Below are 21,931 nucleotides of genomic sequence, written 5' to 3' on the forward strand. Positions count from 1 at the left end.
CGATGCCTCATGCGCTACTACTTCCGCAGCTCGATGACGGTCCTGCCGATACGGATGGGCATCCCCGGCTGCAGCGGCGTGGGGGTGGTGAGCCGCTGCCGGTCCAGGTACGTGCCGTTGGTGGAGCCCAGGTCCTCGACGATCCACTGTCCGCTCTGGTCGGGGTAGATCCTGGCATGCCGCGAGGACGCGTAGTCGTCATCGAGCACGATGGTGGAGTCGTGGGCCCGGCCGAGGGTGATGGTCTGGCCCTGGAGGGCGACCGTCGTCCCGGCGAGCGATCCCTGCACCACCACCAGCTGGGTGGGGGCGCCGCGCCGCTGCCTGGCCTGCTGCGGCTGCGGCCGGGGCTGCTGCTGGCGGGCGCCCTGGGCGGGGCTGGGGGCGGTCGCGGGGCGCCGGGCGGCGCGCTGGGTCACCTTGGTGCCGAAGAGGTCGCTGCGGATCACCTGGACCGCGACGATCACGAACAGCCACAGTACGGCGAGGAAGCCCAACCGCATGACCGTGAGGGTCAGCTCTGACATGTGTGCCCCGCTCTACCCTTCGGCTTGCCGGTAGACGATGGTGGTACTGCCCACGACGATCCGCGAGCCGTCGCGGAGCGTAGCGCGCTGGGTGTGCTGTCCGTCCACCACGATGCCGTTGGTGGAGCCGAGGTCGAGGACCATCGAGGGCGAACCGGGACGGATCTCCGCATGCTTGCGCGAGACGCCCGGATCGTCGATGCGGATGTCGGCCTCGGTGGAGCGCCCGAGCACGGTGGCGGCCCCGGTGAGCTGGTGGCGGGTGCCGTTGACCTCGATCCAGTGCCGGGTGCCCGCCGGGCTGCCGCTGCCGGGGAACGCCCGGACGTTGCCGCCGCCGGGGGCGTGCGGTGGCACTCCGGGGGGTGCGGCGGGCGGCGGTGGCACGGCGTAGCCGCCGGGGGCCTGCTGCTGCCACGGGGCCGCCGGGGGTGCGGCGGGCGGCGGGCTGTAGCCGGTCGGGAGCTCCGCGCGGGAGCCGCCGCCCCACTGCTGCTGCGGGTACCCCTGGGGGCCGGGCCCCGGCGGGGGGCCCTGCTGCTGGGACTCGCTGCCGGCCAGGGTGCGGCTGCGGACGCGGTACAGGCCGGTGTCGAGGTCGTCGGCCTTCTCCAGGTGCACCTGGAGCGGGCCCATGAAGCTGTAGCGCTGGGCGTCGGCGTACTCGCGGACCATGCCGGACAGCTCCTGGCCGAGCTGCCCGGCGTACGGGCTGAGCCGCTCGTGGTCGTGCGGGCTCAGCTCGACGATGAAGTCGTTGGGCACCACGGTGCGGTCGCGGTTCCAGATGCTGGCGTTGTTGTCGCACTCGCGCTGGAGCGCGCCGGCGATCTCCACCGGCTGCACCTCGGACTTGAACACCTTGGCGAAGGTGCCGTTCACGAGACCCTCGAGTCGCTGCTCGAACTTCTTCAGGACTCCCACGGGGCACCTCCTTTCCTCAGGGTTCGCTGCCGTCGCGCCCGGTCCGGCCGACGCCCTTCTGTACTGCGTACTTGCCTACTGATCGTATCCACGTCGCGGGCATCTGTACGGTTCCCCGGCACTCCGGTGCCCGAGGGTGCGCTTGCGCACACTCTCCTCCGCAGGATGCCACTGCGGACGGGCCGAACGGGCGGTCGGAGGGTTGCCGCAGGTCCGGCTTCATCCGTTTGTCGTGCCGCTCCGGTGTGGCCGGCCGCGCGGTTCCCGTCCAGTGATGTTAGAGGCGGCGGCAGGTGCTGTCTGCGGTTGCCCCGGTCGGGGCGGTGCGCGAGGGGGCGTAAGGACACGGATGCCGTCTACCCGTTCGGCGGCCCGGACACGCGGGCCGCCGCCGATCCGGGACCGGTCGGAACGGATTCGAAGGCACCGCAACCGGCGTGCTAATGTTTTCCACGTCGGAAGGGGCACCCGGAAGGGACTCGGACCGGGCACCGAAGCGGAGTGAATCCGGTTTGGAACCGCCGAGGAACATTCGGTAGCATCGAAGACATCACCCATGCGCGGGTGGCGGAATAGGCAGACGCGCTGGATTCAGGTTCCAGTGCCCGAAAGGGCGTGGGGGTTCAACTCCCCCCTCGCGCACAGAGAAGTACCCGAAGAACCGGGTGCCTCGCAATGACCAAGGTCACTGCGGAGCATCCGGTTCTTGGCGTTTCGTGGGTTTACGGGCTCGGGCGTTCCCGGGGATTCAGGGGCGGGCGGTCTCCGGCAGCATCGGCAGCGAGGCGCGGACCAGGAAGCCGCCGCCCGGCAGCGGCCCGGCGGTCAGCAGGCCGCCCAGCAGCTGGGCCCGCTCCCGCAGCCCGACCAGGCCGTGCCCGCCGCCGGGCAGCCGCAGCCGCTCGGCGCCGCCGTCCGGCGGCCCGTTGCGGACCTCCACCCGCAGCAGATCGCCCTCGGCGCGGACCAGCACCGCCACCTCGGCGCCCGGCGCATGCTTGCGGATGTTGGTCAGCGCCTCCTGCACGGTCCGGTACGCGGCCCGCTCGACCGCCTCCGGCCAGGCCCGGGAGCCCCACTCCAGCGCCGTACGGGCGTCCAGTCCGCTGCCGCCGATCAGCCCCGGCAGGTCCGCCAGGGTGGGCTGCGGGGTCAGCTCCCCGGTGGAGCCGCCGGCCGCCCGCAGCACGCCCACCATGTGGCGCAGCTCGTCCAGGGTGCGTACCGACAGCTCCCGGATGGTGCGGCCGGAGTCCTGGGCCACTGGGTCGGCCGAGCCGACCTGGAGCGCGCCGGCCTGGATGCTGATCAGGCTGACCTGGTGCGAGACCACGTCGTGCATCTCCCGGGCCAGCCGGGCCCGCTCGGTGGCCAGCACCCGTTCGGCCAGCAGCCGCTGCTCGCGCCGGCGGCCGCGGGTCAGCTCCTCCAGCCGGGCGGTCAGCTCCGCGCGGGTGCGGACCAGCAGGCCCATCGCGGCCGGTCCGCCGGCCAGCATCAGGCACTCGATGGCGAACAGGGCGGTGTCGCGGTCCAGGCTGATCGGCCAGTAGTCGCTGAACGGCCAGTGGAAGAACTCCGCCAGCGCGAAGAGCGCGGCGCACACCACGATGGTCGGCATCGAGCGGCGGCGGGCGGCGACCGTGTATACGGCGGTCATCGGGGCTATCCAGATGAAGCCGAGCAGGGTGCCGGGCAGGGTGAGCAGCAGCACCGGGACCGGCCGGCGGTTGCGGACCAGCAGGGCCAGCGCGGCGAGGACGGAGGTGGCGGTCTGCAGGCTGCGGCCGAGCTCGTCCACCAGCGCCGCGTCCAGCAGCGACAGCAGGACCAGCACGGTGGTGGGCAGCCGGCGCACCCAGGCGCGGTCGATCCAGGCCCGGTCCACCCGGAGCCGGCCCATCCGCAGCCGGTCTGCCCGGAGCCGGCCCGTCCAGGTCCGCAGGCGGTGGGTGGTGCCGGTCACAGGGCGGGGCCCGTGCCGTGGCCCCGGACCAGCCCGGCCCGGTGGGCGATCACCGCGGCCTGCACCCGGTTGCCCGCGCCGAGCTTGGCCAGGATGGCGCTGATGTGGTCCTTGACCGTGCCGGTGCCCAGGAAGAGCCGATCCGCGATCTCGGCGTTGGACAGGCCCTCGCCCAGCAGTGCCAGGACGTCCAGCTCCCTGGTGGTCATGCAGCGGACCTGGGCGGCGGCCTCGGCGTCCGGGCCGCCGCCGACATAGCCGCCGATCACGGTGGCGGTGACCGCGGGCGAGAGGATGTTGCCGCCGCCCGCCAGCACTCGTACGGCGTGTATCAACTGCTCGGGGGCGGTGTCCTTGAGCAGGAAGCCGGCTGCCCCGGCGCGCAGCGCGGTGCCGATGTACTCATCGGTGTCGAAGGTGCTGAGCATCGACACCACGGGCGGTTCGGTGAGGGAGCGCAGTTGCCGCAGCACCGTGATGCCGTCCACGTCGGGCATCCGGATGTCCAGCAGCACCACCTCCGGCCGGTGGGCGCGCACCGCGTCCACGGCGCCGCCGCCGGAGCAGGTGGCGACCACCTCGATGTCCGGGGCGGAGCCGACGATCAGTTCGAGGCCGGAGCGGACCAGGACCTCGTCGTCCACGATGACGACGCGGATCGGCACGGTTGCCTCCCTTGGCGGTTGAGCGCGGGGCGGTGCTTGCGCGGGGCGGTGCTTTACGCGGGGCGGTGCTTGCGCGGGGGCGGGCGGCTGCGCGCCCCCACCCGAGGGTAGGAGCACCCGGTGGCGGCGGTCCGACCGGCCGGGGTGGCGGGGTGTCGGGATGGCTCCGGTGGGCGCAGGGCGGGGTCACCCGTCAGGGTCGTCCCGGGGGTCGTCCGCCCTGAGGACGACCCGAAGCTGGGTACCGAAGGGTGAGGACAGCGGCGCCGACGCGGCCTAGCGTGCTGTGAGACGCAGAGATCCGACGGGGAAGGTGCGTGTGAACCTGACATCCCGCACGGGGGACGTGCGGCGGGGCACCGTGGGCCCGCTGCTCGGGCGGGCGGCCGCCGCGGAGTGGGGGGAGCTGTGGGCGGCGGTGGGCGGCCGGCTGGCGCGCCGCCGGCTGGCGGCGGTGCCGCTGGCGCTGACGGCCACGCTGCTGGTCCTCCTCTTCGACCTGGTGCAGCAGCTGCCCGGTGGGGCCGGTTTCGTGGAGCGCGTCGGCGTGGTCCGGGCCGGGCTGCCGCTGGAGCTGGAGCTGCTGCGTACGCCGCTCTCGCTGTTCGTGCCTGCGCTGGACCTGCCGGTCTGGGGGGCGCTGGCTCAGGTGCTGGTCGTCTTCGCGGTGGCCGAGATCGTGCTCGGTCGGCCGCTGGCCCTGTTCGTCGCCTACGCCGGTACGGTGGCGGGCACCCTGTATGCGCGGGTCGCCGTCGATGTGGGGCCGGGCGGGTTCCTGGGGCTGCCCGCCACCGACGCGCTGGTCCGGGACGCGGGCCCCTCGGCGGCGGTGGTGGCGCTGGCGATCTGCGCGGCGTGGCGGGCGCGGGCCTGGTTCACCGGGGCCGCCGTGGTGGCGCTGATGGGCACCGAGGCCGCCGTACTGCCCAATCTCGCGGGTCTGGAGCATCTGGCGGCCATCGCCGCGGCGGTGCTGATCGCGGCGCTGGGCGAGGTCTTCGGGGGCTACTGGTCCCGGGTGCTGGCGCTCGCGCGGGCGGCGACCGAGACCGTCCGTACCGCGTCGGGTGCCGCAGCGCGGTAAGCGGCTCAGGGCCGGACGTCCAACTCCGCCCAGACCCGCTTGCCGTCGCCGGGCAGCGGCTCGCAGTCCCAGCGGTCGGCGGTGGCGGAGACCAGCAGCAGCCCCCGGCCGTGCTCCTCCTCGGTGCGAGCGCTGCGCAGCAGGGGCCGGCTGCTGCCCGGGTCGTGCACCGAGAGCCGCAGCACGCGGGGGGCGCCCGGGGTGGGCGGCGGCAGCAGGGCGACCGAGAGGGTGACCGAGCCGGCGTCCGGGTCGGCGGCGGTGCCGTGGGTGATCGCGTTGGTCACCAGCTCGCTGAGGATCAGGGCGGCTGCTGCGGCGGCGTCCTCGTCGGTGTCCGCGCGCCAGGCGGTGAGCAGCCGGCGCAGGGTGGACCGGGCGAGCGGTACGGACTGCGGGCGGGCGGCGAGCGCCATCACCATGCGGCGCGGCGGGGCGGTGGTGCGGGAGGCGGCCGTACGGGAGGTGGCCGTACGGGAGGTGGGGGGCGGAGGGTCGGCCGGGGCGCGGACGGCTCGCGGGTGCGCGGGGGCCGGGGCGGCTGTGGTCCGGGAACCCACCCTGGGGGGATGCACGGCGGCCTTCTCCTCCTGCTCCGGGTGCCGCGTGCCGAGGCGGGTCCGGAAGAGCGGAAGCGAGTCAACGGTTGCGGCAGCGGGTGCTGTCGGCGCACGAATGGCGCGATGGGCTCGATCGTGACGGGTCTACGCGGGATATGGGAAGGAGTCGCGCAGGGTTTTCTGCGCCCGGTGGCGTGCGCGCCCCGGCGCGTGCGCGGTGGGTGAGCTACCGGTAGCGGGCGGGTTGCGTGTGGTAGCCGGGGAGGTGACAGGCTCGCGACAAGGGCTGGATTGCGGGGTCAGCTGGACTCGTTGTACCGCTGGAGGTAGCCGGCCAGCCGCTCCAGGTCGTCGTCGGCCCAGTCGGTGAAGCGCTCGGTGAAGGAGAGCCGGCGCTGCTGGTACGCCTCGGTGAGCATCCGCAGGCCGCGCTCGGACGGCCGCAGGATCTGCCCCCGGTGGTCGTCCGGGTCGGTCTCGCGGACGATGAGGTCGAGCCGCTCCAGCATCGCGGTCTGCCGGCTGACGGTGGACTTGTCGAGCAGGAAGCGGGCGGCCAGGTCGGTGGCGCGGCAGCCGCCGGTCTCCTTGAGGTGGTCGAGCATGCTGTAGGTGACCAGGGAGAGTTCCGGGTGGACCTGGGCGGCGCTGGTGCGGGCGCGACGGGCGAAGGCGGTGAGTTCGCGTTGGATGATGTCGATCGTCGCGTCGCGACCGGGCATGGCGGGGCTCCTTCGGATTTGTTGCAGTATACAACTTTTACCGAGGGGTCCGCGACCGCCCTCCGTCCCCCGCCCTCCGTCCCCCGCCTCAGGCCCGCCGGCTCAGCCCCCGCCGCCTCATGCCTGCCGCCTCACGGCCGGCGCGGCAGCGGCAGCTCGAACCAGACCACCTTGCCCACCGCCTTGCGGGCGGTCCCCCAGCGCGACGACAACTTGCTGACCAGGCCCAGCCCGCGCCCGCCCTCGCCGAGCGGGTCCGACAGCTGGAGCGACGGCAGGTTGTGGTTGTCGTCGCTCACCTCCACCAGCAGCTTGTCCACCCGGATCAGCTGGAGCTGAACGCTGTCCCTCGCCACCCGCAGCGCATTGGTGACCAGCTCGCTGACCAGCAGCAGCGCGGTGTCGCAGAGCCCGTCCAACTGCCAGGCCGCCAACTGCTCGCGGACCAGCGCGCGGGCCCGCCCCACCTCGGACGGGTCGGGCCCCAGCCGCCAGGTGACCACGTCCGGCGAGGACACCCCGTCGAACCGGGCCACCAGCAGCGCCACATCGTCCTTGCGGTCGTCGGAGTGCAGCCGCGCCAGCACCGTGTCGCACGCCTCCTCCGGGGTGCGCCGGGGGTCGATCAGATTGCCGCACAGGGCGGCCAGCCCGTCCCCTATGTCGCCGCCCCGCACCTCCACCAGGCCGTCCGTGCACAGCACCAGCATGCTGCCGTCCTCGACCGCGATCTCCTGCGCGATGAACGGCACCCCGCCCACCCCGATCGGCGCCCCCTCCGGGATCTGCAACAGCTCGCTGCGCCCGTCCGGGTGGACCAGCACCGGCGGCACATGGCCGGCGTTGGCCAGCGTGCAGGTCCGGTTGATCGGGTCGTACACCGCGTAGAGGCAGGTCGCCAGGTGGTCGTCGCCCAGCCGGTGGGCCAGGTTGTCCAGATGGCGCAGCAGCTGTCCCGGCGGCAGGTCCAGCGCGGCCAGCGTCTGCACCGCCGTACGGAACCGGCCCATGGCGGCGGCGGAGTGCAGCCCGTGGCCCATCACATCGCCGACCACCAGGGCGACCCGGCTGCCCGGCAGCTGCACCGCGTCGAACCAGTCGCCGCCCACCTGGGCGCGGCGGTTGCCCGGCATGTAGCGGTGGGCGATCTGCACCCCGGGGATACGCGGCGGCCGGGTGGGGATCATGCTGCGCTGGAGGGTGGCGGCGACCTTGGACTCGGCGCGGTGCAGCCGGGCGTTGTCCAGCGACAGCGCGGCGCGGGCGGCCAGCTCGCGCAGCGGCACCGCGTCGTTCTCGTCGAAGGCGGCCCGGTCGGGCAGCCGCAGCAGCTTCAGCAGGCCGAGCACGGTGCCGCGCGCGGCCAGCGGCAGCACCAGCATCGAGCGGCCGGAGACCTGCGGCACCAGCGCCGGGCCGCCGCCCAGCGCCGTCGCGTAGTCCTCGGCCAACTCCGCGTCGATCACCGGCACCAGCACCGGCTGGTTGGACTGGAGCGCCAGACCGGGCGGGGTGGCGCGCGGCATCGCCAGCAGGCTGCCCTCCGCCTGGACGTGCTCCCAGTGACCCGGCGTCTCGGTGTGCACCAGGGCCAGCCGGCGCAGCGTGGTGTCGTCGTCCGGCAGGCCCTCGGGCAGCTCGGCGTCGGAGATCAGCCCGTCCAGCAGGTCCACGCAGGCGAAGTCCGCGATCCGGGGCACCAGCACCTGGCACAGCTCCCGGGCGGTGGTGTCCAGCTCCAGCGTGGTGCCGACCTTGCCGCCCGCCTCGTTCAGCAGGGCGAACTGCTCGCCGCCGGGGCCGGTGCTCAGCAGCGGCAGCAGCGTGGAGCCCCGGGGCGGCGCCCCGAGCGGTGAAGCGTCGCGCGGGCCGGGCACCGAGCCGGACGGGATGACCATCCGCAGCCCGATCGCGCTCCCGGCCGGGGTCGCCGGGGCCGTCGGGGCCGCGGCCCAGTCCGGCGGCAGCATGTGCACACCACGGGAGACCCGCTGCTGCGCCGTGGGGTAGCGGCGGCCCAGCCCGGTGGTGACCCGCGCCCCGGCCGCCTCCGGCGGCTCGTACGGCAGCACCGGCAGCACCGCCGATCCGTCCACCCGCAGGGCCGGCAGCCCGGCCGCGCCGATCTGCCGCAGCAGCCGCTGGCGCCGCTCGTTGCCGGTGCGGGGCAGGGCGGCGGCCAGCCGGGTGGTGATCCCCGGCGAGGTGGGCGTGTCCGGGCCGCAGACGGTGGCGGCGACGCGCAGCGGGCCGCCCTGCGGCGGCACGGCGGCGTACGGCAGCAGTCGGGAGCCCAGGGCCAGCCGGGGGCCGCCGCGCAGCGGGCGGGCGTCGGCGGCCAGCACCAGCAGGCTGCGGCCGGTCGGCTCGGACAGCCGGTACACCCACCAGAGCACGTCGCGCACCCGGTCCTCGCGGTCCGTGACCGGCAGCGACCCGGCCCAGCAGCCGGTGGCGGCGGTGTGCTCGCCCAGCAGGTCCAGCGCGTCGCGGCCGAGGCCGATGGCGCCGGGGCGGGTCTCGTGGACGGGCAGCAGCCCGGTGGCGGCGCGGCCCAGCACCGCGTCCGAGCGGTGGCCGAACAGCTCCTCGGCCGATCGGCTCCAGTGCGCCACGCAGCCGTCCGGATCGACCACCAGCGAGGCGAGCCGGACCAGCGCCACCACCCCGGTGGGCGTGGCGTCGGCGGCCGGGGCGAGCGTCGGGGTCGACGCGGGCGTACCAGGGTTCGGCACGGAGGTGCCCTCTTCCAGCATGGGGTTAGTCTGCTCCCGCCTGGCTGCGCGCCCCCACCGGGTCCCGGACGCGCCGGCGGCGCCGGCGGGGCGCACCGCGCGGATCACCAGGCAAGCACGAATGCGGGTGCCGTTGCCGGGAATTGCGGAAGATTGTGATCTGCGGGCGTGCGCCCCCCGCCGGGCGCCGGGTGCCCGGTCGGCCGCTGTGTAGGCTGGGCGGCTCGCGGCCCCGCCCGCCCGGCCGGGCCACGAAGCGGCCCGGACGAGGCGGGCCCGGGACAGGTCGGGCCCGGACGAGTCGAGCAGCGAGGCGAGCAGTGACCGCGGAGAGCCCCGTCCAGTGGACCGACCCCGAGCAGCAGGCCCTGGAGCTGAAGGTGGCCGCCGTGGAGGCGGCGTTGGTGGACCTGGAGATCGAGGTCGAGACGCTGCGGGTGGAGATCGACAACTTCGCGCTGCTGCACCACCAGCGGCTCGGCCCGATGTACGTCCACCTCGATGAGCTGGAGGCGCTGATCGCGGAGGCCGTCGCGGCCCGCACCGGCGCCGCCGAGGACATCCGCCGCGCCTATCAGGCACGCAGCGCGGTCACCCCGCTGCCGGAGCTGGACGGCCTCTTCGAGCCGGACGGGCCGTTCGGCCCGGACGCCCCCTCCGGCCGGGGCGGCCCCGCCGCCGACGCCGGACCGGCGCCGCAGGCCGAGGCCCCGCGCCGGGTGCGGCCCGGCAAGGAGGCCCAGCGGCTCTACCGCGAACTGGCCCGCAGCGCCCACCCCGACCTCACCACCGACCCCACCGAGCAGCAGCGCCGCAGCGCCTTCATCGCCCGGGTCAACGACGCGTACGCGCACGGCGACGAACCGGCGCTGCTGGCCCTGGCGGACGAGTGGGCCGCCACCCGCAGCGGCCCGGCCGCCGCGACCGCCGTACCGGACCGCACCGAGTGGCTGCGGCAGCGGCTCGGCTGGCTGGTCGCCCGGATCGAGCGGCTCGCCGAGGAGCAGGTGCGGCTGGAGTCCGGTCCGATGGGTCGGCTGCTGAAGCTCTCCCCCGAGGACCCGGACCGGCTGCTGGACGAGATCGCGGAGCAATTGCTGGCCCGCGCCGCCGAGCAGCAGGCCGAACTCGACCGGCTGCTCGGCGCCGCCGGGTGAGAATGGGCGGGAACGCCCAGCCGACTGCCTCCGGGAGACCGACCATGTTCCACACCCAGGTGCCCACCGTGGACGCCGCCTCCGTACCGGCCGATGCCGCGCTGCTCGACGTCCGCGAGCAGGACGAGTGGGACGCCGGGCACGTCGACTCGGCGCTGCACATCCCGATCGGTGAGGTCGTCGCCCGGCTCGACGAGCTGCCCGACGACCGGCTGTTCGTGGTCTGCCGGGTCGGCGGGCGCTCCGCGCAGGTGGTGCAGTACCTGGTCGCCCAGGGCCGCGACGCGGTGAACATCGAGGGCGGCATGTACGCCTGGGAGGCGGCGGGCCGTCCGATGGCCAGCAGCGACGGCAGCGAGCCGTTCGTGCTCTGACGGGTGTCCGGAGAGGCGGGCCGTCCGGAGGCGGCGGGCCGTCCGGAGGATGGCGGGCTGTCGGAAGCCGGCGGGCCGCCCGGGAAAACCCCGCGCGCCGCGCCGCGTGCCGCGCGAGGATGCCCACGACCGTCCGACGACCACAGCGGGGAGCCCGGCATGGCGGACACGGCAGTACTGACCGGCGAGTCGGTGACCCTGCGCAGCATCGACCCGGCGGCCGCCGCCGACCTGCGGTCCGGCGGCTCCGGCGGGCTGCCCTGGGTCCCGGACGGCCCGTACGAGGGCACCCGGGACGCCGCCGCGATGCTGGTGCAGGCGGCCGAGGCCGGGTGCTACCGGCCCGAGTGGGGGGTGTACGCCATCGTGCGGCGCGGCGACGGCGCGGCGGTGGGCGGCATCGGCTTCCACGGCCCGCCGGACGGCGGGCGGGTGGAGATCGGCTACGACTTGGCGGAGTCGGCCCGGGGCAGCGGCCATGCCACCGAGGCGGTGCGGCTGCTCACCGCGTGGGCGCTGGCCGACCCGGCGGCGGTGCGGGTGGTGGTGGCGGCGGTGGAGCCCGGCAACGGGGCCTCGCAGCGGGTGCTGGAGCGGGCCGGGTTCGAGCGGGTCGGGCGGGACGGCGCGGGGCTGCTGCGCTATGAGCGGCGGGCCTGAGCGGAGGGGCATACCGGAGAAAACGCACCGGAAAAATGCTGTCGTACCGGACAGCAGTCGTCCTTGTGCTGTCGTGCGACCGGCCGCCTCGGTACCGTGCGGGGACGCATGGCGAGTCGGCGAGGTGTCCGGGAGTGTGATGGAGCAGCCCAGCGGTGAGGTGCCCGAGCGGTCGGCACCGCCCGACGAACCGACGGCCGGGCAGGCGGGGCCGTCCGAGCCGGAGCAGCCGTCCACACCGGAGCAGCCGTCCGACCCGGCGGCGTCGTCCGACCCGGCGGAGCCGGACGGGCCCAAGGAGCCGGAGCAGCCCGCCACGGCGCCCGGCCGCGCCTGGTCCACCTCGGCGCTGGCCCTGCTGTCGATGTCCGCCGTGCTGCTCGCCGGAGCCACGGCCTGGCACCTGGGCGCCGTCTTCCTGGACATCGCGCCGAGCAACACCGTCTCGCAGCAGTACCGGCAGCAGGTCGACGAGTGGGTCTACCCCGAGTTCGAGCAGAACTGGAAGCTGTTCGCCCCCAATCCGCTCCAGCAGAACATCGCGGTGGAGGCCCGGGTGCAGACCCTCGGTCAGGACGGCAGCCACCACACCGGACAGTGGATCGGCCTCACCGCCCAGGACGTCGCCCGCATCCGGCACAACCCCATCCCCGGCCATGTCGACCAGAATCTGCTGCGCCGGGCCTGGGACCTGTACAGCGGTTCGCACAACTCCAACGGCGACGCCACCGACGGGCAGCGCAGCGAGCTGCACCAGCAGTACCTGAAGCGGATCGTGCTCCAGCGGCTGGGCCGCGAGCAGCAGGGCGAGCGGGTCGTCGAGGTGCAGCTGCGGGCGGGCACCACCAGCGTCTCGCCGCCGCCGTGGAGCAGTGAGAGCTGGGCCACCGGCACCAGCTACCAGGAGACGCCGTGGTGGCCGGTGTCCGATCAGGACTACGCGGGGCTGTGAGATGGACACCGACACGGACACCGACACCGGCGGCGGCCCGGAGGGCGGCAGCGGCAGGCCCACTGCCCCCGCCGTCCAGCTGCCCGGCCCCCGCACCGCCGAGCCCGAGGCCGAGCGCCCTGCGGCCGACGCCGACGCCGACGCTGCGCCCGGGGGCGGGGACGCTCCCGTCCCGGCGCCGCGCCGGGGGCCGCTGGACCGGCTGAGCGACCTGTTCGCCACCGGTTTCGACACCTTCATCGGCCGGGTGCTGGGCCCGCACCAGGCCGCCGTGGTGCGGATCGGCTTCGGCCTGACCTTCGCCCTGTTCCTGCTGCGCGAGTGGCCCGAGCGCCGCGTCCTGTACGGCGACCGGGCCCCCTGGAGCCTGGACCTGGCCCGGCAGCTGCTCGCCGGCAACCACTCCTTCACCGTGCTGCCCTGGTCCAATGGCGGCTGGTGGTTCGAACTCGTCTACCACCTGGCGATCCTCGCCGCCGTGGCCGTGACGCTGGGCTGGCGCACCCGGGCCATGACCGTGCTCTACATGCTCGGCGTGCTCTCCATCCAGAACCGGAACGTCTTCGTCGGTGACGGCGGCGACAACGTCATCCACCTGATGGCGATCTACCTGGTCTTCACCCGCTGCGGCCAGGTCTGGTCCCTGGACGCCCGGCGCGCCCGCCGGGGCGCGGGCGACGGCCGTACCGGCGTGCTGCTCTGGTCGGTGCTGGGTGCGCTGCTGCTCTGGGTGCAGCTCTCCGGCTTCTCCGGCGACTCGCTCGACATGACCTCGGACAGCTGGCCGCACCTGGGCTGGGGCACCGTGCTGTGGGCGATCTGGGCGGCGCACGGCCTGTGGTGGGCGGTCAACCGCCACCGGCCGGGCCATGAGCTGCGGGCGCTGCTGGACGCGGGCGCCACCATGCTGCACAACTGCGCGATGCTGGTGATCGCGGTGCAGGTCTGCTTCATCTACTCCACGGCCGGCTGGTACAAGATCCAGGGCTCCCGCTGGCAGGACGGCAGTGCGCTGTACTACCCGCTGCACCTGGACTACTTCACCCCGTGGCCGTGGCTGGCCGGGCTGCTGGCCGGCAATATGCTCGCGGTCTTCCTGATCTCGTACGGCACCGTCGCGGTGCAGGTGGCGTTCCCGTTCACCCTGTTCAACCGGCGGGTGAAGAACGTCCTGCTGGCCATGATGATGCTTGAGCACGCCGGGATCGCGGTGGCCCTGGGGCTGCCGATCTTCTCGCTCTCGATGATCTCCGCCGACGCGGTCTTCCTGCCCACCGCCTTCCTGCTCTGGTTGGGCGGCCGGGTCACCGGTCTGTGGGGGCGGTCGGCCGCCGGTACGCGCCCGGCGCGCACCCCCGGGAGCCCGGCCGGAAGCCCAGATGAGAGCCCAGCCGAGAACCTGACCGAGAGCCCCGCGCCGGCCCCGTGACCGGCGCGGGGCCGGGGTGCGCGCCGGTCCCGACTACCCTCGTGGCGTGAGCAGCACCCCCATCGCGCCCGAGGGCGACCGGCTCGACGGTGTCCGGCCTGACAGTGTCCGGCCCGGCGGCGCCCCGCAGGACGGCGACCCGCACGACGGCGACCAGTACGACGACGGCTTCGGCCGTGAGGTCGGGGTCGGGCCGCACCCGCTGCCGTGGCCGGAGGGGGAGCGGTACGACCCGGAGCTGCTGGCGCACGGTGACCGCCGCAATGTCGTGGACCGCTACCGGTACTGGACCCGGGAGGCGGTGGTCGCGGACCTGGACACCCGGCGGCACCCGTTCCATGTCGCGGTGGAGAACTGGACGCACGACTTCAACATCGGCTCGGTGGTGCGGACCGCCAACGCCTTCCTGACCGAGCAGGTGCACATCGTGGGCCGCCGCCGCTGGAACCGGCGCGGCGCGATGGTGACCGACCGCTACCAGCATGTGCGCCACCATGCGGAGGTGGCCTCGCTGGCGGCCTTCGCCGCCGAGCGCGACCTGCCGATCATCGGCATCGACAACCTCCCCGGCGCCGTCCCGCTGGAGACCACCGAGCTGCCGCGCCGCTGCATCCTGCTCTTCGGCCAGGAGGGCCCGGGGCTCACCGAGGAGGCGTGGCAGCACGCCTCGCTGGTCTGCTCCATCGCGCAGTTCGGCTCCACCCGCTCCATCAACGCGGGCGCCGCCGCCGCCATCGCCATGCACACCTGGGTCCGCAGCCACGCCGAGATCCCCGCCGCCGGGTCCTAGCCGACCCGGCGGCCGCTACGGGGTCTGCGGCCAGGGGCGCACCAGTGTGGTGAGGTGCCGGGTGAGCTGGGCGAGCTCGGCGTCACCGAGGCGTGCGGTCAGCTCGGTGACGCGGCGGGCGATCTCGGCGGTGCCCTGGTCCGCGAGCCGGCTGCCGTCGGCGGTGAGCGAGACCAGGACCGCGCGGCCGTCGTGGGGTGACGGGGAGCGCCGGACCAGGCCGCGCTTCTCGGCGCGGCTGACCAGCCCGGTCATGGACGACTTGTCCAGACCGAGGTGGCGGCCGAGTTCGAGCATGCCGACCTGCCGGTCCCGCAGCACGCCCAGCAGCCTGATCTGAGTGACCGACAGGTCGTGTTCGGCTCCGGCGGCGGACAGGACGCCCTGGACCAGGAAGGACAGCTGCACCAGTGCGTCCACCGGGCCCAGGGGCCGGGTGTCCGGGAGGCCGAGGGGGCTGCCAGTGCTCATGGGAGGAGTCTACTTGACCTAGTACGCGGCACGAACTACCTTCCATTTAGTACGTGCCGCGAACCAAATGATGGCGGCAGTCGCCCCGGGCCCAGGCGCCCCGCGCTCGCCGGCCGGACAGGAGTAACCCCATGCACGCCGCAGTCGTCCGCAGCTTCGACACCCCGCCGCGCTTCGACACCTTCCCGACCCCCACCGCCACCGGTGACCACCAGGTCCTGGTCGACGTCCTGGCCGCCGGCCTGCACCCCCGGGTGCGCTCGGCCGCCGACGGCAGCCACTACACCTCCGACGGCGCCCTGCCCATGGTCCCCGGCGTCGACGGGGTCGGCCGGACCCCGGACGGCGAACTGCTCTACTTCGTCGCCGCCGACGACGTACCGGGCACCATGGCCGAGCAGGCCGTCGTCGACCGCCGCCGCGCCATCACCCTGCCCGCCGGGACCGACCCGGCGGCCGTGGCCGCCGCCATGAACCCCGGCATGTCCTCCTGGCTCGCCCTGCGCAGCCGGGTCGGCTTCCGGCCCGGTGGGTCCGTGCTGGTCCTGGGCGCCACCGGCAACTCCGGCCAACTCGCCGTCCAGATCGCCAAGCACCTGGGAGCCGCCCGGGTGATCGGCGCCGGCCGCGACCGCCGGCGCCTGGAACTGCTGACGGACCTCGGGGCGGACGAGGTCGTCTCGCTGGACGGCGACGAGCAGGACGTCGCCGACCGGCTCGGCCGCGCCGCCTCGGACGTCGACGTCGTCATCGACTACCTGTGGGGGCGCCCCACCCAGCTGGCCATGCCCGCGCTGCTGACCGCCCGCCGCGAGCGCGCCAAGGCCCTGGCCTGGGTCCAGATCGGGTCCATGGCGGGCCGGGACATCACCCTGCCCTCGTACCTGCTGCGCGCGGCGAACCTCACCATCCTGGGCAGCGGCCAGGGCTCCCTGACCACCGCCGGCATCGTGGCCGAACTGCCCTCCCTCGCCGTGGAGATCGCCGCCGGCACCCTGGCCGTGGACCCGCTGCCCATGCCGCTCTCCCAGGTCGAGCGGGCCTGGGCCGCCACCCCCGCCCCGGGCGGGCGCATCGTCCTGATGCCCGGCACCTGATCCGCCCGGCACCTGATCCGGCCGGCGCCGGTCACGAGCCGGCCGGGGGGCCCAGGTGGGTGGTGAGGGCGGTGTGGAGGGTGGCCGGGGCGGGGGAGTCGGCGGCCCAGGCGGTGTAGCCGTCGGGGCGGACCAGCAGGGTGGTGGCCGGGCCGCCGGCCGGGGTGGCGGGCAGCAGCCGGTCGGCCCAGGGGCGGGCCGCCTCGGGGGAGCGGCCGACCAGGACGGACCTGCCGGTGCGCAGCGCCTCGTACAGCCGCTGCGGTGTGCCGTCCGGCCCGGTGAGCCGCAGGTCGGGGACCCGGCGGCCGGTCAGCGGGTGGGCGCCGCGCGGGGCCGGGTAGGCGATGCCGATGCCGGAGACCTGGCGGGTGGCGCGCCGGGTCACCGGGCGGAGGTGGGAGCCCAGCCGGACCAGGGCCGTGATCGGGGCGCCGGCGGCGGTGGAGCCGGCCAGGGCGAACCGGATCAGCGCGCCGGAGCTGCGCAGCACCTTGCGGCCGACCGGGTGCCGCTCGGCGTGGTAGCTGTCCAGCAGCCCGGCCGGGGCGTGGCCGTGCACGGCGGCGGCGAGCTTCCAGCCGAGGTTGACGGCGTCCTGGAGGCCGGTGTTCATGCCCTGGCCGCCGGCCGGGGAGTGGCAGTGCGCGGCGTCGCCGGCCAGGAAGACCCGGCCGGAGCGGTACTGCGACACCTGCCGCTCGTCGCTGTGGAAGCGGGACGTCCAGCGCGCCTCGCCCATGCCGTAGTCGTCCCCGAGGGTCCGCCGCAGCACCTCGCGCAGCTCAGCGAGGTCCACCGGGGCGTCGTCGGGGAGCCGGTGGTGCCGGTTCCAGGCGATGGCCCGGTACCAGCCGTCACCGAAGGGGACGAGGAGGCCGAAGCCGCCCCGCCCGGCGGCGGCCAGGAGCACTTCGCCGGGCGGGTGCGTCAGCCGTACGTCCGCCAGCATCATCGAGCTGACCACCGACTCGCCGGGGAAGGGCAGGTCCAGCAGCTGCCGCACCGCGCTGCGCACGCCGTCCGCGCCGACCGCGTACCGGGCGCGGTGGGTGGCGGTGCCGCCGCTGCCGTCGCGGACGTCCAGCTCCACGCCGTCCGGGTCCTGGCGCAGCCCGGTCACCTCGGCGTCGCGCAGGATGCGGGCACCGGCGGCCAGCGCCCGCCGCTCCAGCACCCGTTCGGTGTTGTACTGCGGGGTGATCAGTACGAACGGGAACCGGCTGCGCAGCTGGGAGAGGTCGATCCGCAGCTGTCCGAAGAAGCGCAGTGAGCTCAGCGCGGTGCCGGTGGCGATCAGCTCGTCGGCCAGGCCCCGGGCGTCCAGCTGCTCCAGGGTGCGGGCGTGCACGGCGAAGGCGCGGGTGAGCCCTGATTCGGCCGTGCGCCGCTCCAGGACGGTGACGCCGACGCCGGCGGCGGCGAGGTCGCCGGCCAGCAGCAGGCCGGTGGGGCCGGCGCCGGCGATGAGGACATCGGTGGTGCTGGTGCGGTCAGGCATGGTCGCCCCCTGGGGTTCGCCGGGCCGGTCGGCCCTGCGGTCAACACCTGTTGACTTCAACGCTAGGACGGCGTCCCTGGTATGTCAACGACCGTTGGCCTACAGTTGTTGACGTGATCGAGAGACCGCCGCGCCCCCGCAGCTCGGACGCCACCAGGGCCGCCATCCTGGCCGCCGCCCGCACCCGGTTCGCCGCCGACGGCTACGACCGCGCCACCATCCGCGCCATCGCCGCCGACGCGCGTATCGACCCGGCGATGGTGATGCGGTACTTCGGCTCCAAGGAGCAGCTGTTCGCGGCCGCCGCCTCGGTCACCGAGGTCGACCTGCGGATACCGGCGCTGGCCGCGCTGCCGCCGGACCGGATCGGCGCGGGCGTCGTCGCCCACTTCCTGGCGCGCTGGGAGGGCGACGAGGCGCTCCAGGTGATGCTGCGCTCCGCCGCCACCAACGAGACCGCCGCCGAGCGCGCCCGGGACGCCTTCGCCGGGCAGGTCGCGCCCGCCGTGGCCGCGCTGCACCGGGACCCGGCCGAGGCGCGGGCCCGCGCCGCGCTGGTGGCCACCCAGCTGATCGGCCTGGCGATGTGCCGCTACGTCCTGCGGCTGCCGCCGGTGGTGGAGATGGACCGCGAAGAGCTGGTGGCGCGGTTCGGCCCGCTGGTACAGGCCGTGCTGACCTAGCGTCACCGGCGGCCCGCGCGGTTCCCGGTACGCTCGTCGGCCGCCGTCACTGCCGGGGCTGTGAGCCGCCCCGGTATGAGCCGGACGGCGACCCGGGGCCCGGCACCCCGTCCCGACAGCGGCGCCGACGCCCCCGGGCGCCAGATCGAGGGCGGTGTCGCGTTCCTGCCCGCCCCGGGCGCCTCGCCCCGGACGCCTCGCCCCGGGCGCCTCGCCCCGGGCGCCTCGCCCCGGGCGTCCCGTACGGCGGGGAGCCGGGCACGCCGCCGTGGTCCGCCTCGTCCTGCTGCGGACCCGGGTCGTCCGCCCCCGGCGGGCCGCCGGACGCCGGAGCCGACCCCACGTCAGCCCCGGCGCCGGTGCCGCCCGCTCAGGCGTGCCGGCGGACCTCCACCGTGCGGAACCGGCCGGCCACGAAGGCGGCGTCGCAGTACGCCGAGTTGGCCGCCGGGTTGGCGCCGGTGCCGTGCAGGTCGGAGAAGGCGGCGGTCTGGTTGGCGTAGACGCCGCCGGTGAGGTTGAGGGAGAGCGACACCCCGGCGTCCAGGCAGGCGTCCACCAGCGCCGCCTCCACCTCCGGCGAGGTGGTCCAGGCGGCGGCGGTCATCGCGCCCTGCTCCCGGGTGGTGCTGCGCAGCAGCTCCACCGCGTCGGCCGTGGAGTCCACCGCGATGGCGAAGGAGACCGGGCCGAAGCACTCGCTGCGGAAGGTCGCCTCGTCGTCCGGCTTGGCCGCGTCCGCCTTGACCAGCGCGGGCGTCCGCACCAGCGCGTCCGGGAAGTCCGGGACGGCCACCGGGCGCGGGGCCAGGGCCAGTTCGCCGTAGCCGCCCTCCAGGGCCTGCCCGATCCGCTCCGCCACCCCGGGGTTGACCACCGCGCCCAGGATCGCGGCGGCGCGGGCGTCGTCACCGAGCAGCGCTCCCACCGCCGCCGCCAGGTCGGCCACCACCTCGTCGTACGACTTGTCGCCCTGGTCGGTGGCGATGCCGCCGCGCGGGATCAGCAGGTTCTGCGGGGTGGTGCACATCTGGCCGCTGTACAGCGAGAGCGAGAAGGCGAGGTTGTTCAGCAGCCCGGCGTAGTCGTCGGTGGAGTCGATGACGGCGGTGTTGACGCCCGCCTTCTCGGTGTAGACCTCCGCCTGGGTGGCGTGCGCCTCCAGCCAGTCGCCGAAGGCGCTGGAGCCGGTGTAGTCGATGATCCGCACCTCGGGGTGGAGCGCCAGCACCTTCGCCAGGCCCTCGCCCGGCTGCTCGGCGGCCAGGGTGACCACATTCGGGTCGAAGCCCGCCTCGGCCAGCACCTCGCGGGCGATCCGTACGGTGAGCGCCAGCGGCAGCACCGCGCGCGGGTGCGGCTTGACGACCACCGGGTTGCCGGTGGCCAGCGAGGCGAACAGGCCCGGGTAGCCGTTCCAGGTGGGGAAGGTGTTGCAGCCCACCAGCAGGGCGACGCCGCGCGGCACGGCGGTGAAGGTCTTCTCCATCACCAGCGGGTCGCGCCTGCCCTGCGGCTTGGTCCAGCCCGCCCGCCGGGGCAGCCGGGTCTGCTCGGCGTACGCGTAGGCCACCGCCTCCAGGCCGCGGTCCTGGGCATGGGTGCCGCCGGCCTGGAACGCCATGCCGTACGCCTGCCCGGTGGTGTGCATCACGGCCTGGGCGAACTCGTGCGAGCGGGCGTTGATCCGGGCCAGCACCTCCAGGCAGACCGCCGCCCGGGTCAGCGGCCCGGCCGCCGCCCAGCCGGGCTGCGCGGCCCGCGCGGCGGCGACCAGCGCCTCCGGGTCGGCGTGCGGGTAGCGGACGCCGAGCACCGGGCCGTACGGGGAGACCTCCTCGCCGGTCTCGCCGTCGGCGCCGGGCTGGTCCAGCTCGAAGGGCCTGCCGAGCAGCGCGTCGAAGGCGGCCCGGCCGTCGGCCGCCGCGCTCTCCCCGTACGCCTTGGGGATCTCGGGGTAGGGCGACCAGTAGTCCCGGTCGGTGAGCGCGGCCAGCGCCCGGTCGAGGGTCTCCCGGTGCCGTTCGACCAGCCCGGAGGCGGCCGGGGTGGTCGGCTCGGGGCCGCGGTCCGCTGCTGCCATGGTGTGCGCTCCTCTGCGGGGAGGGTGGGGGCGGAAGCTGGGAGGGTGGGTGGCGCTTCTCCGCCGCGCCGGAGACGCGGGGAGGGCCCTGCCTCAGCGTAACCGAATGATTGGTCGGTTCAAGAGGGTGGCGGCCCGGATTCCCGCCCGGCCGGAGAACCGTTGCTCCATCGGTGGATACTCGTGCCCATGGTCGACAACACGCCGCCACCCGCCGCCCGGCCCCGCGCCGCCGTGCCGCCGGGCGGCCGCCGGGACAGCTACACGGTGGAGTCGCTGCTCGCGGTGACCGTCGAGGTCTTCAACACGCGCGGCTACGACGGCACCTCCATGGAGGACCTCTCCCGGGCGGCCGGCATCTCCAAGTCGTCCATCTACCACCACGTCCGGGGCAAGGAGGAGCTGCTGCGCCTCGCCGTCGGCCGGGCGCTGGACGGGCTGTTCGCCATCCTGGAGGAGCCCCGCGCCCGCACCGGCCGCCCGGTGGAGCGGCTGGAGCACGTGGTGCGGCGCACCGCCGAGGTGCTGCTCGCCGAACTGCCGTACGTCACCCTGCTGCTGCGGGTGCGCGGCAACACCGCCGCCGAGCAGTGGGCGCTCGGGCGGCGGCGCGACTTCGACCACCGGGTGGCGGAGCTGGTGGGCGCGGCGGCGGCCGACGGCGACCTGCGCGGGGACGTACCGCCCCGGCTGGCCACCCGGCTGCTCTTCGGCATGATCAACTCCATTGTGGAGTGGTACCACCCGGCCGCCGAGGCCGACGGCGGCGCCGAATCCGGCTCCGCCTCCGCCGAGCACATCGTGGACGCCGTGGTCCGGCTCGCCTTCGACGGGCTGCGGCGGCCCGGCCAGGGCTGAGGCAGGCGAGGGGACCGGGCGCGGGCGGCTCAGTCCGGCTGCGGCGGCACCTGGTCCGTCTCGTCGAAGACCAGCAGGGTCTGGGTGCCCAGCACGGCCGGCAGGCTCTGGATGCGGCCCAGCACCAGCTCCCGCAGCGCCCGGTTGTCCGCCGTGTGCACCAGCAGCAGCACGTCGAACTCCCCGCTCACCAGCGCGATGTGCTCCACGCCCGGCAGGGTGAGCAGCTGCTCCCGCACCGTGCGCCAGGAGTTCTGCACGATCTTCAGCGTGACGTACGCGGAGGCCCCCTGGCCGGCCCGCTCATGGTCGACCCGCGCGGTGAAGCCACGGATCACCCCGTCCTCCATCATCCGCGCGATCCGGGCGTAGGCGTTGGCCCGCGAGACGTGCACCTGCTCGGCGACCGAGCGGATCGACGCCCGGCCGTCCTGCTGGAGCAGCCGCAGGATCGCCCGGTCGATCCGGTCCAGCGCCCGGCCGCCGCCCGGCTGGCCCGTACCGTTCCCGTTCGTACCGTTCGCGCCGTTCGTCCCGCTCGCGGGCGGACCCGACGTCGCCCGGTCGCCCGGTGCCTCGCCCCGACCCGGCGACCGACCCGCGCCGGTCAGCGGGCCGCGGCGCTCCGGGGCCGCGCCGCCGGTCCCGGCCATCTGTTCAGCGGACATGTCCCCCCGCCCTTCCCATGTG

General features: G+C 74.9%; 21 protein-coding genes and 1 tRNA gene. 11 read left to right on the forward strand and 11 right to left on the reverse strand.

Annotated elements, in window-relative coordinates; translation table 11 throughout:
* Window positions 1–17 precede the first annotated feature (17 nt).
* Together ACIQGZ_RS01390 and ACIQGZ_RS01395 are read right to left on the reverse strand one after the other, a co-directional pair.
* Window positions 18–527, reverse strand: a complete 510-nt coding sequence (locus ACIQGZ_RS01390; protein ID WP_402598573.1) for an FHA domain-containing protein — start codon at window positions 525–527, stop codon at window positions 18–20.
* 12 nt (window positions 528–539) lie between these two features.
* On the reverse strand, window positions 540–1,451 hold the full coding sequence (locus ACIQGZ_RS01395) for an FhaA domain-containing protein (RefSeq protein ID WP_402598574.1): 912 nt from the start codon (window positions 1,449–1,451) through the stop codon (window positions 540–542).
* A gap of 558 nt (window positions 1,452–2,009) precedes the next feature.
* On the opposite strand from ACIQGZ_RS01395, the gene ACIQGZ_RS01400 reads away from it, so the two are divergent.
* Window positions 2,010–2,093, forward strand: a tRNA-Leu gene (locus tag ACIQGZ_RS01400).
* A gap of 106 nt (window positions 2,094–2,199) precedes the next feature.
* On the opposite strand, the gene ACIQGZ_RS01405 is transcribed toward ACIQGZ_RS01400, so the two are convergent.
* Together ACIQGZ_RS01405 and ACIQGZ_RS01410 are read right to left on the reverse strand one after the other, a co-directional pair.
* Window positions 2,200–3,417 (reverse strand): sensor histidine kinase, encoded by a 1,218-nt coding sequence (locus ACIQGZ_RS01405; RefSeq protein ID WP_402598575.1) that lies wholly within the window; start codon window positions 3,415–3,417, stop codon window positions 2,200–2,202.
* Entirely contained in the window at window positions 3,414–4,082 is a 669-nt protein-coding gene (locus ACIQGZ_RS01410; protein ID WP_402598576.1) for a response regulator, read from the reverse strand. The genes ACIQGZ_RS01405 and ACIQGZ_RS01410 overlap by 4 nt, the downstream gene beginning before the upstream one ends.
* Before the next feature lie 319 nt (window positions 4,083–4,401).
* On the opposite strand from ACIQGZ_RS01410, the gene ACIQGZ_RS01415 reads away from it, so the two are divergent.
* Window positions 4,402–5,169 carry a hypothetical protein gene (locus ACIQGZ_RS01415; RefSeq protein ID WP_402598577.1) on the forward strand — a complete coding sequence of 256 codons (768 nt, stop codon included), beginning with the start codon at window positions 4,402–4,404 and terminating at the stop codon, window positions 5,167–5,169.
* 5 nt (window positions 5,170–5,174) lie between these two features.
* On the opposite strand, the gene ACIQGZ_RS01420 is transcribed toward ACIQGZ_RS01415, so the two are convergent.
* The 3 genes from ACIQGZ_RS01420 to ACIQGZ_RS01430 all read right to left on the reverse strand — a co-directional run bounded on the left by ACIQGZ_RS01420 (window position 5,175) and on the right by ACIQGZ_RS01430 (window position 9,207).
* Window positions 5,175–5,744, reverse strand: coding sequence for an ATP-binding protein (locus tag ACIQGZ_RS01420; RefSeq protein ID WP_402598578.1), 570 nt, complete (start codon window positions 5,742–5,744; stop codon window positions 5,175–5,177).
* Between the two features lie 284 nt (window positions 5,745–6,028).
* Window positions 6,029–6,451 carry a MarR family winged helix-turn-helix transcriptional regulator gene (locus ACIQGZ_RS01425; protein ID WP_402598579.1) on the reverse strand — a complete coding sequence of 141 codons (423 nt, stop codon included), beginning with the start codon at window positions 6,449–6,451 and terminating at the stop codon, window positions 6,029–6,031.
* Between the two features lie 131 nt (window positions 6,452–6,582).
* Window positions 6,583–9,207, reverse strand: coding sequence for a SpoIIE family protein phosphatase (locus ACIQGZ_RS01430; protein WP_402598580.1), 2,625 nt, complete (start codon window positions 9,205–9,207; stop codon window positions 6,583–6,585).
* A gap of 299 nt (window positions 9,208–9,506) precedes the next feature.
* Between ACIQGZ_RS01430 and ACIQGZ_RS01435 the strand changes: the two genes are divergently transcribed.
* The 6 genes from ACIQGZ_RS01435 to ACIQGZ_RS01460 all read left to right on the forward strand — a co-directional run bounded on the left by ACIQGZ_RS01435 (window position 9,507) and on the right by ACIQGZ_RS01460 (window position 14,548).
* Window positions 9,507–10,343, forward strand: a complete 837-nt coding sequence (locus tag ACIQGZ_RS01435; protein WP_402598582.1) for a hypothetical protein — start codon at window positions 9,507–9,509, stop codon at window positions 10,341–10,343.
* A 44-nt stretch (window positions 10,344–10,387) separates the two neighbouring features.
* Window positions 10,388–10,717 carry a rhodanese-like domain-containing protein gene (locus ACIQGZ_RS01440; RefSeq protein ID WP_402598584.1) on the forward strand — a complete coding sequence of 110 codons (330 nt, stop codon included), beginning with the start codon at window positions 10,388–10,390 and terminating at the stop codon, window positions 10,715–10,717.
* Window positions 10,718–10,876: 159 nt separating this feature from the next.
* Complete coding sequence (locus tag ACIQGZ_RS01445; protein ID WP_402598585.1) at window positions 10,877–11,377, forward strand: GNAT family N-acetyltransferase; 501 nt, start codon at window positions 10,877–10,879, stop codon at window positions 11,375–11,377.
* Between the two features lie 139 nt (window positions 11,378–11,516).
* Window positions 11,517–12,329 (forward strand): DUF5819 family protein, encoded by an 813-nt coding sequence (locus ACIQGZ_RS01450; RefSeq protein ID WP_402598586.1) that lies wholly within the window; start codon window positions 11,517–11,519, stop codon window positions 12,327–12,329.
* 1 nt (window position 12,330) lies between these two features.
* Window positions 12,331–13,758, forward strand: a complete 1,428-nt coding sequence (locus ACIQGZ_RS01455; RefSeq protein WP_402598587.1) for an HTTM domain-containing protein — start codon at window positions 12,331–12,333, stop codon at window positions 13,756–13,758.
* A gap of 46 nt (window positions 13,759–13,804) precedes the next feature.
* A complete protein-coding gene (locus ACIQGZ_RS01460) occupies window positions 13,805–14,548 on the forward strand; it encodes a TrmH family RNA methyltransferase (protein ID WP_402598588.1) in 744 nt (247 codons plus the stop codon).
* 15 nt (window positions 14,549–14,563) lie between these two features.
* Here the strand turns inward: ACIQGZ_RS01460 and ACIQGZ_RS01465 are convergent, their stop codons facing one another.
* Window positions 14,564–15,019 (reverse strand): MarR family winged helix-turn-helix transcriptional regulator, encoded by a 456-nt coding sequence (locus ACIQGZ_RS01465; protein ID WP_402598589.1) that lies wholly within the window; start codon window positions 15,017–15,019, stop codon window positions 14,564–14,566.
* A 131-nt stretch (window positions 15,020–15,150) separates the two neighbouring features.
* Here ACIQGZ_RS01465 and ACIQGZ_RS01470 point away from each other — a divergent pair, with 131 nt between their 5' ends.
* Entirely contained in the window at window positions 15,151–16,116 is a 966-nt protein-coding gene (locus ACIQGZ_RS01470; protein WP_402598590.1) for a zinc-binding alcohol dehydrogenase family protein, read from the forward strand.
* Between the two features lie 31 nt (window positions 16,117–16,147).
* On the opposite strand, the gene ACIQGZ_RS01475 is transcribed toward ACIQGZ_RS01470, so the two are convergent.
* Window positions 16,148–17,617 carry an FAD-dependent monooxygenase gene (locus ACIQGZ_RS01475; RefSeq protein ID WP_402598591.1) on the reverse strand — a complete coding sequence of 490 codons (1,470 nt, stop codon included), beginning with the start codon at window positions 17,615–17,617 and terminating at the stop codon, window positions 16,148–16,150.
* A 113-nt stretch (window positions 17,618–17,730) separates the two neighbouring features.
* Here ACIQGZ_RS01475 and ACIQGZ_RS01480 point away from each other — a divergent pair, with 113 nt between their 5' ends.
* A complete protein-coding gene (locus ACIQGZ_RS01480) occupies window positions 17,731–18,300 on the forward strand; it encodes a TetR family transcriptional regulator (protein WP_402598593.1) in 570 nt (189 codons plus the stop codon).
* Between the two features lie 370 nt (window positions 18,301–18,670).
* Here ACIQGZ_RS01480 and paaN read toward each other — a convergent pair whose 3' ends face one another.
* Window positions 18,671–20,383, reverse strand: coding sequence for a phenylacetic acid degradation protein PaaN (paaN, locus tag ACIQGZ_RS01485; RefSeq protein WP_402598594.1), 1,713 nt, complete (start codon window positions 20,381–20,383; stop codon window positions 18,671–18,673).
* A 189-nt stretch (window positions 20,384–20,572) separates the two neighbouring features.
* Between paaN and ACIQGZ_RS01490 the strand changes: the two genes are divergently transcribed.
* The gene (locus ACIQGZ_RS01490; RefSeq protein ID WP_402598595.1) at window positions 20,573–21,241 is read left to right on the forward strand and encodes a TetR/AcrR family transcriptional regulator; all 669 of its coding nucleotides are present in this window, start codon (window positions 20,573–20,575) and stop codon (window positions 21,239–21,241) included.
* Between the two features lie 29 nt (window positions 21,242–21,270).
* Here ACIQGZ_RS01490 and ACIQGZ_RS01495 read toward each other — a convergent pair whose 3' ends face one another.
* Window positions 21,271–21,909 carry an Lrp/AsnC family transcriptional regulator gene (locus ACIQGZ_RS01495; RefSeq protein WP_402598596.1) on the reverse strand — a complete coding sequence of 213 codons (639 nt, stop codon included), beginning with the start codon at window positions 21,907–21,909 and terminating at the stop codon, window positions 21,271–21,273.
* Window positions 21,910–21,931: the final 22 nt, after the last annotated feature.

Source organism: Streptomyces sp. NPDC092296 (assembly GCF_044755465.1).
Taxonomy (GTDB): domain Bacteria; phylum Actinomycetota; class Actinomycetes; order Streptomycetales; family Streptomycetaceae; genus Peterkaempfera.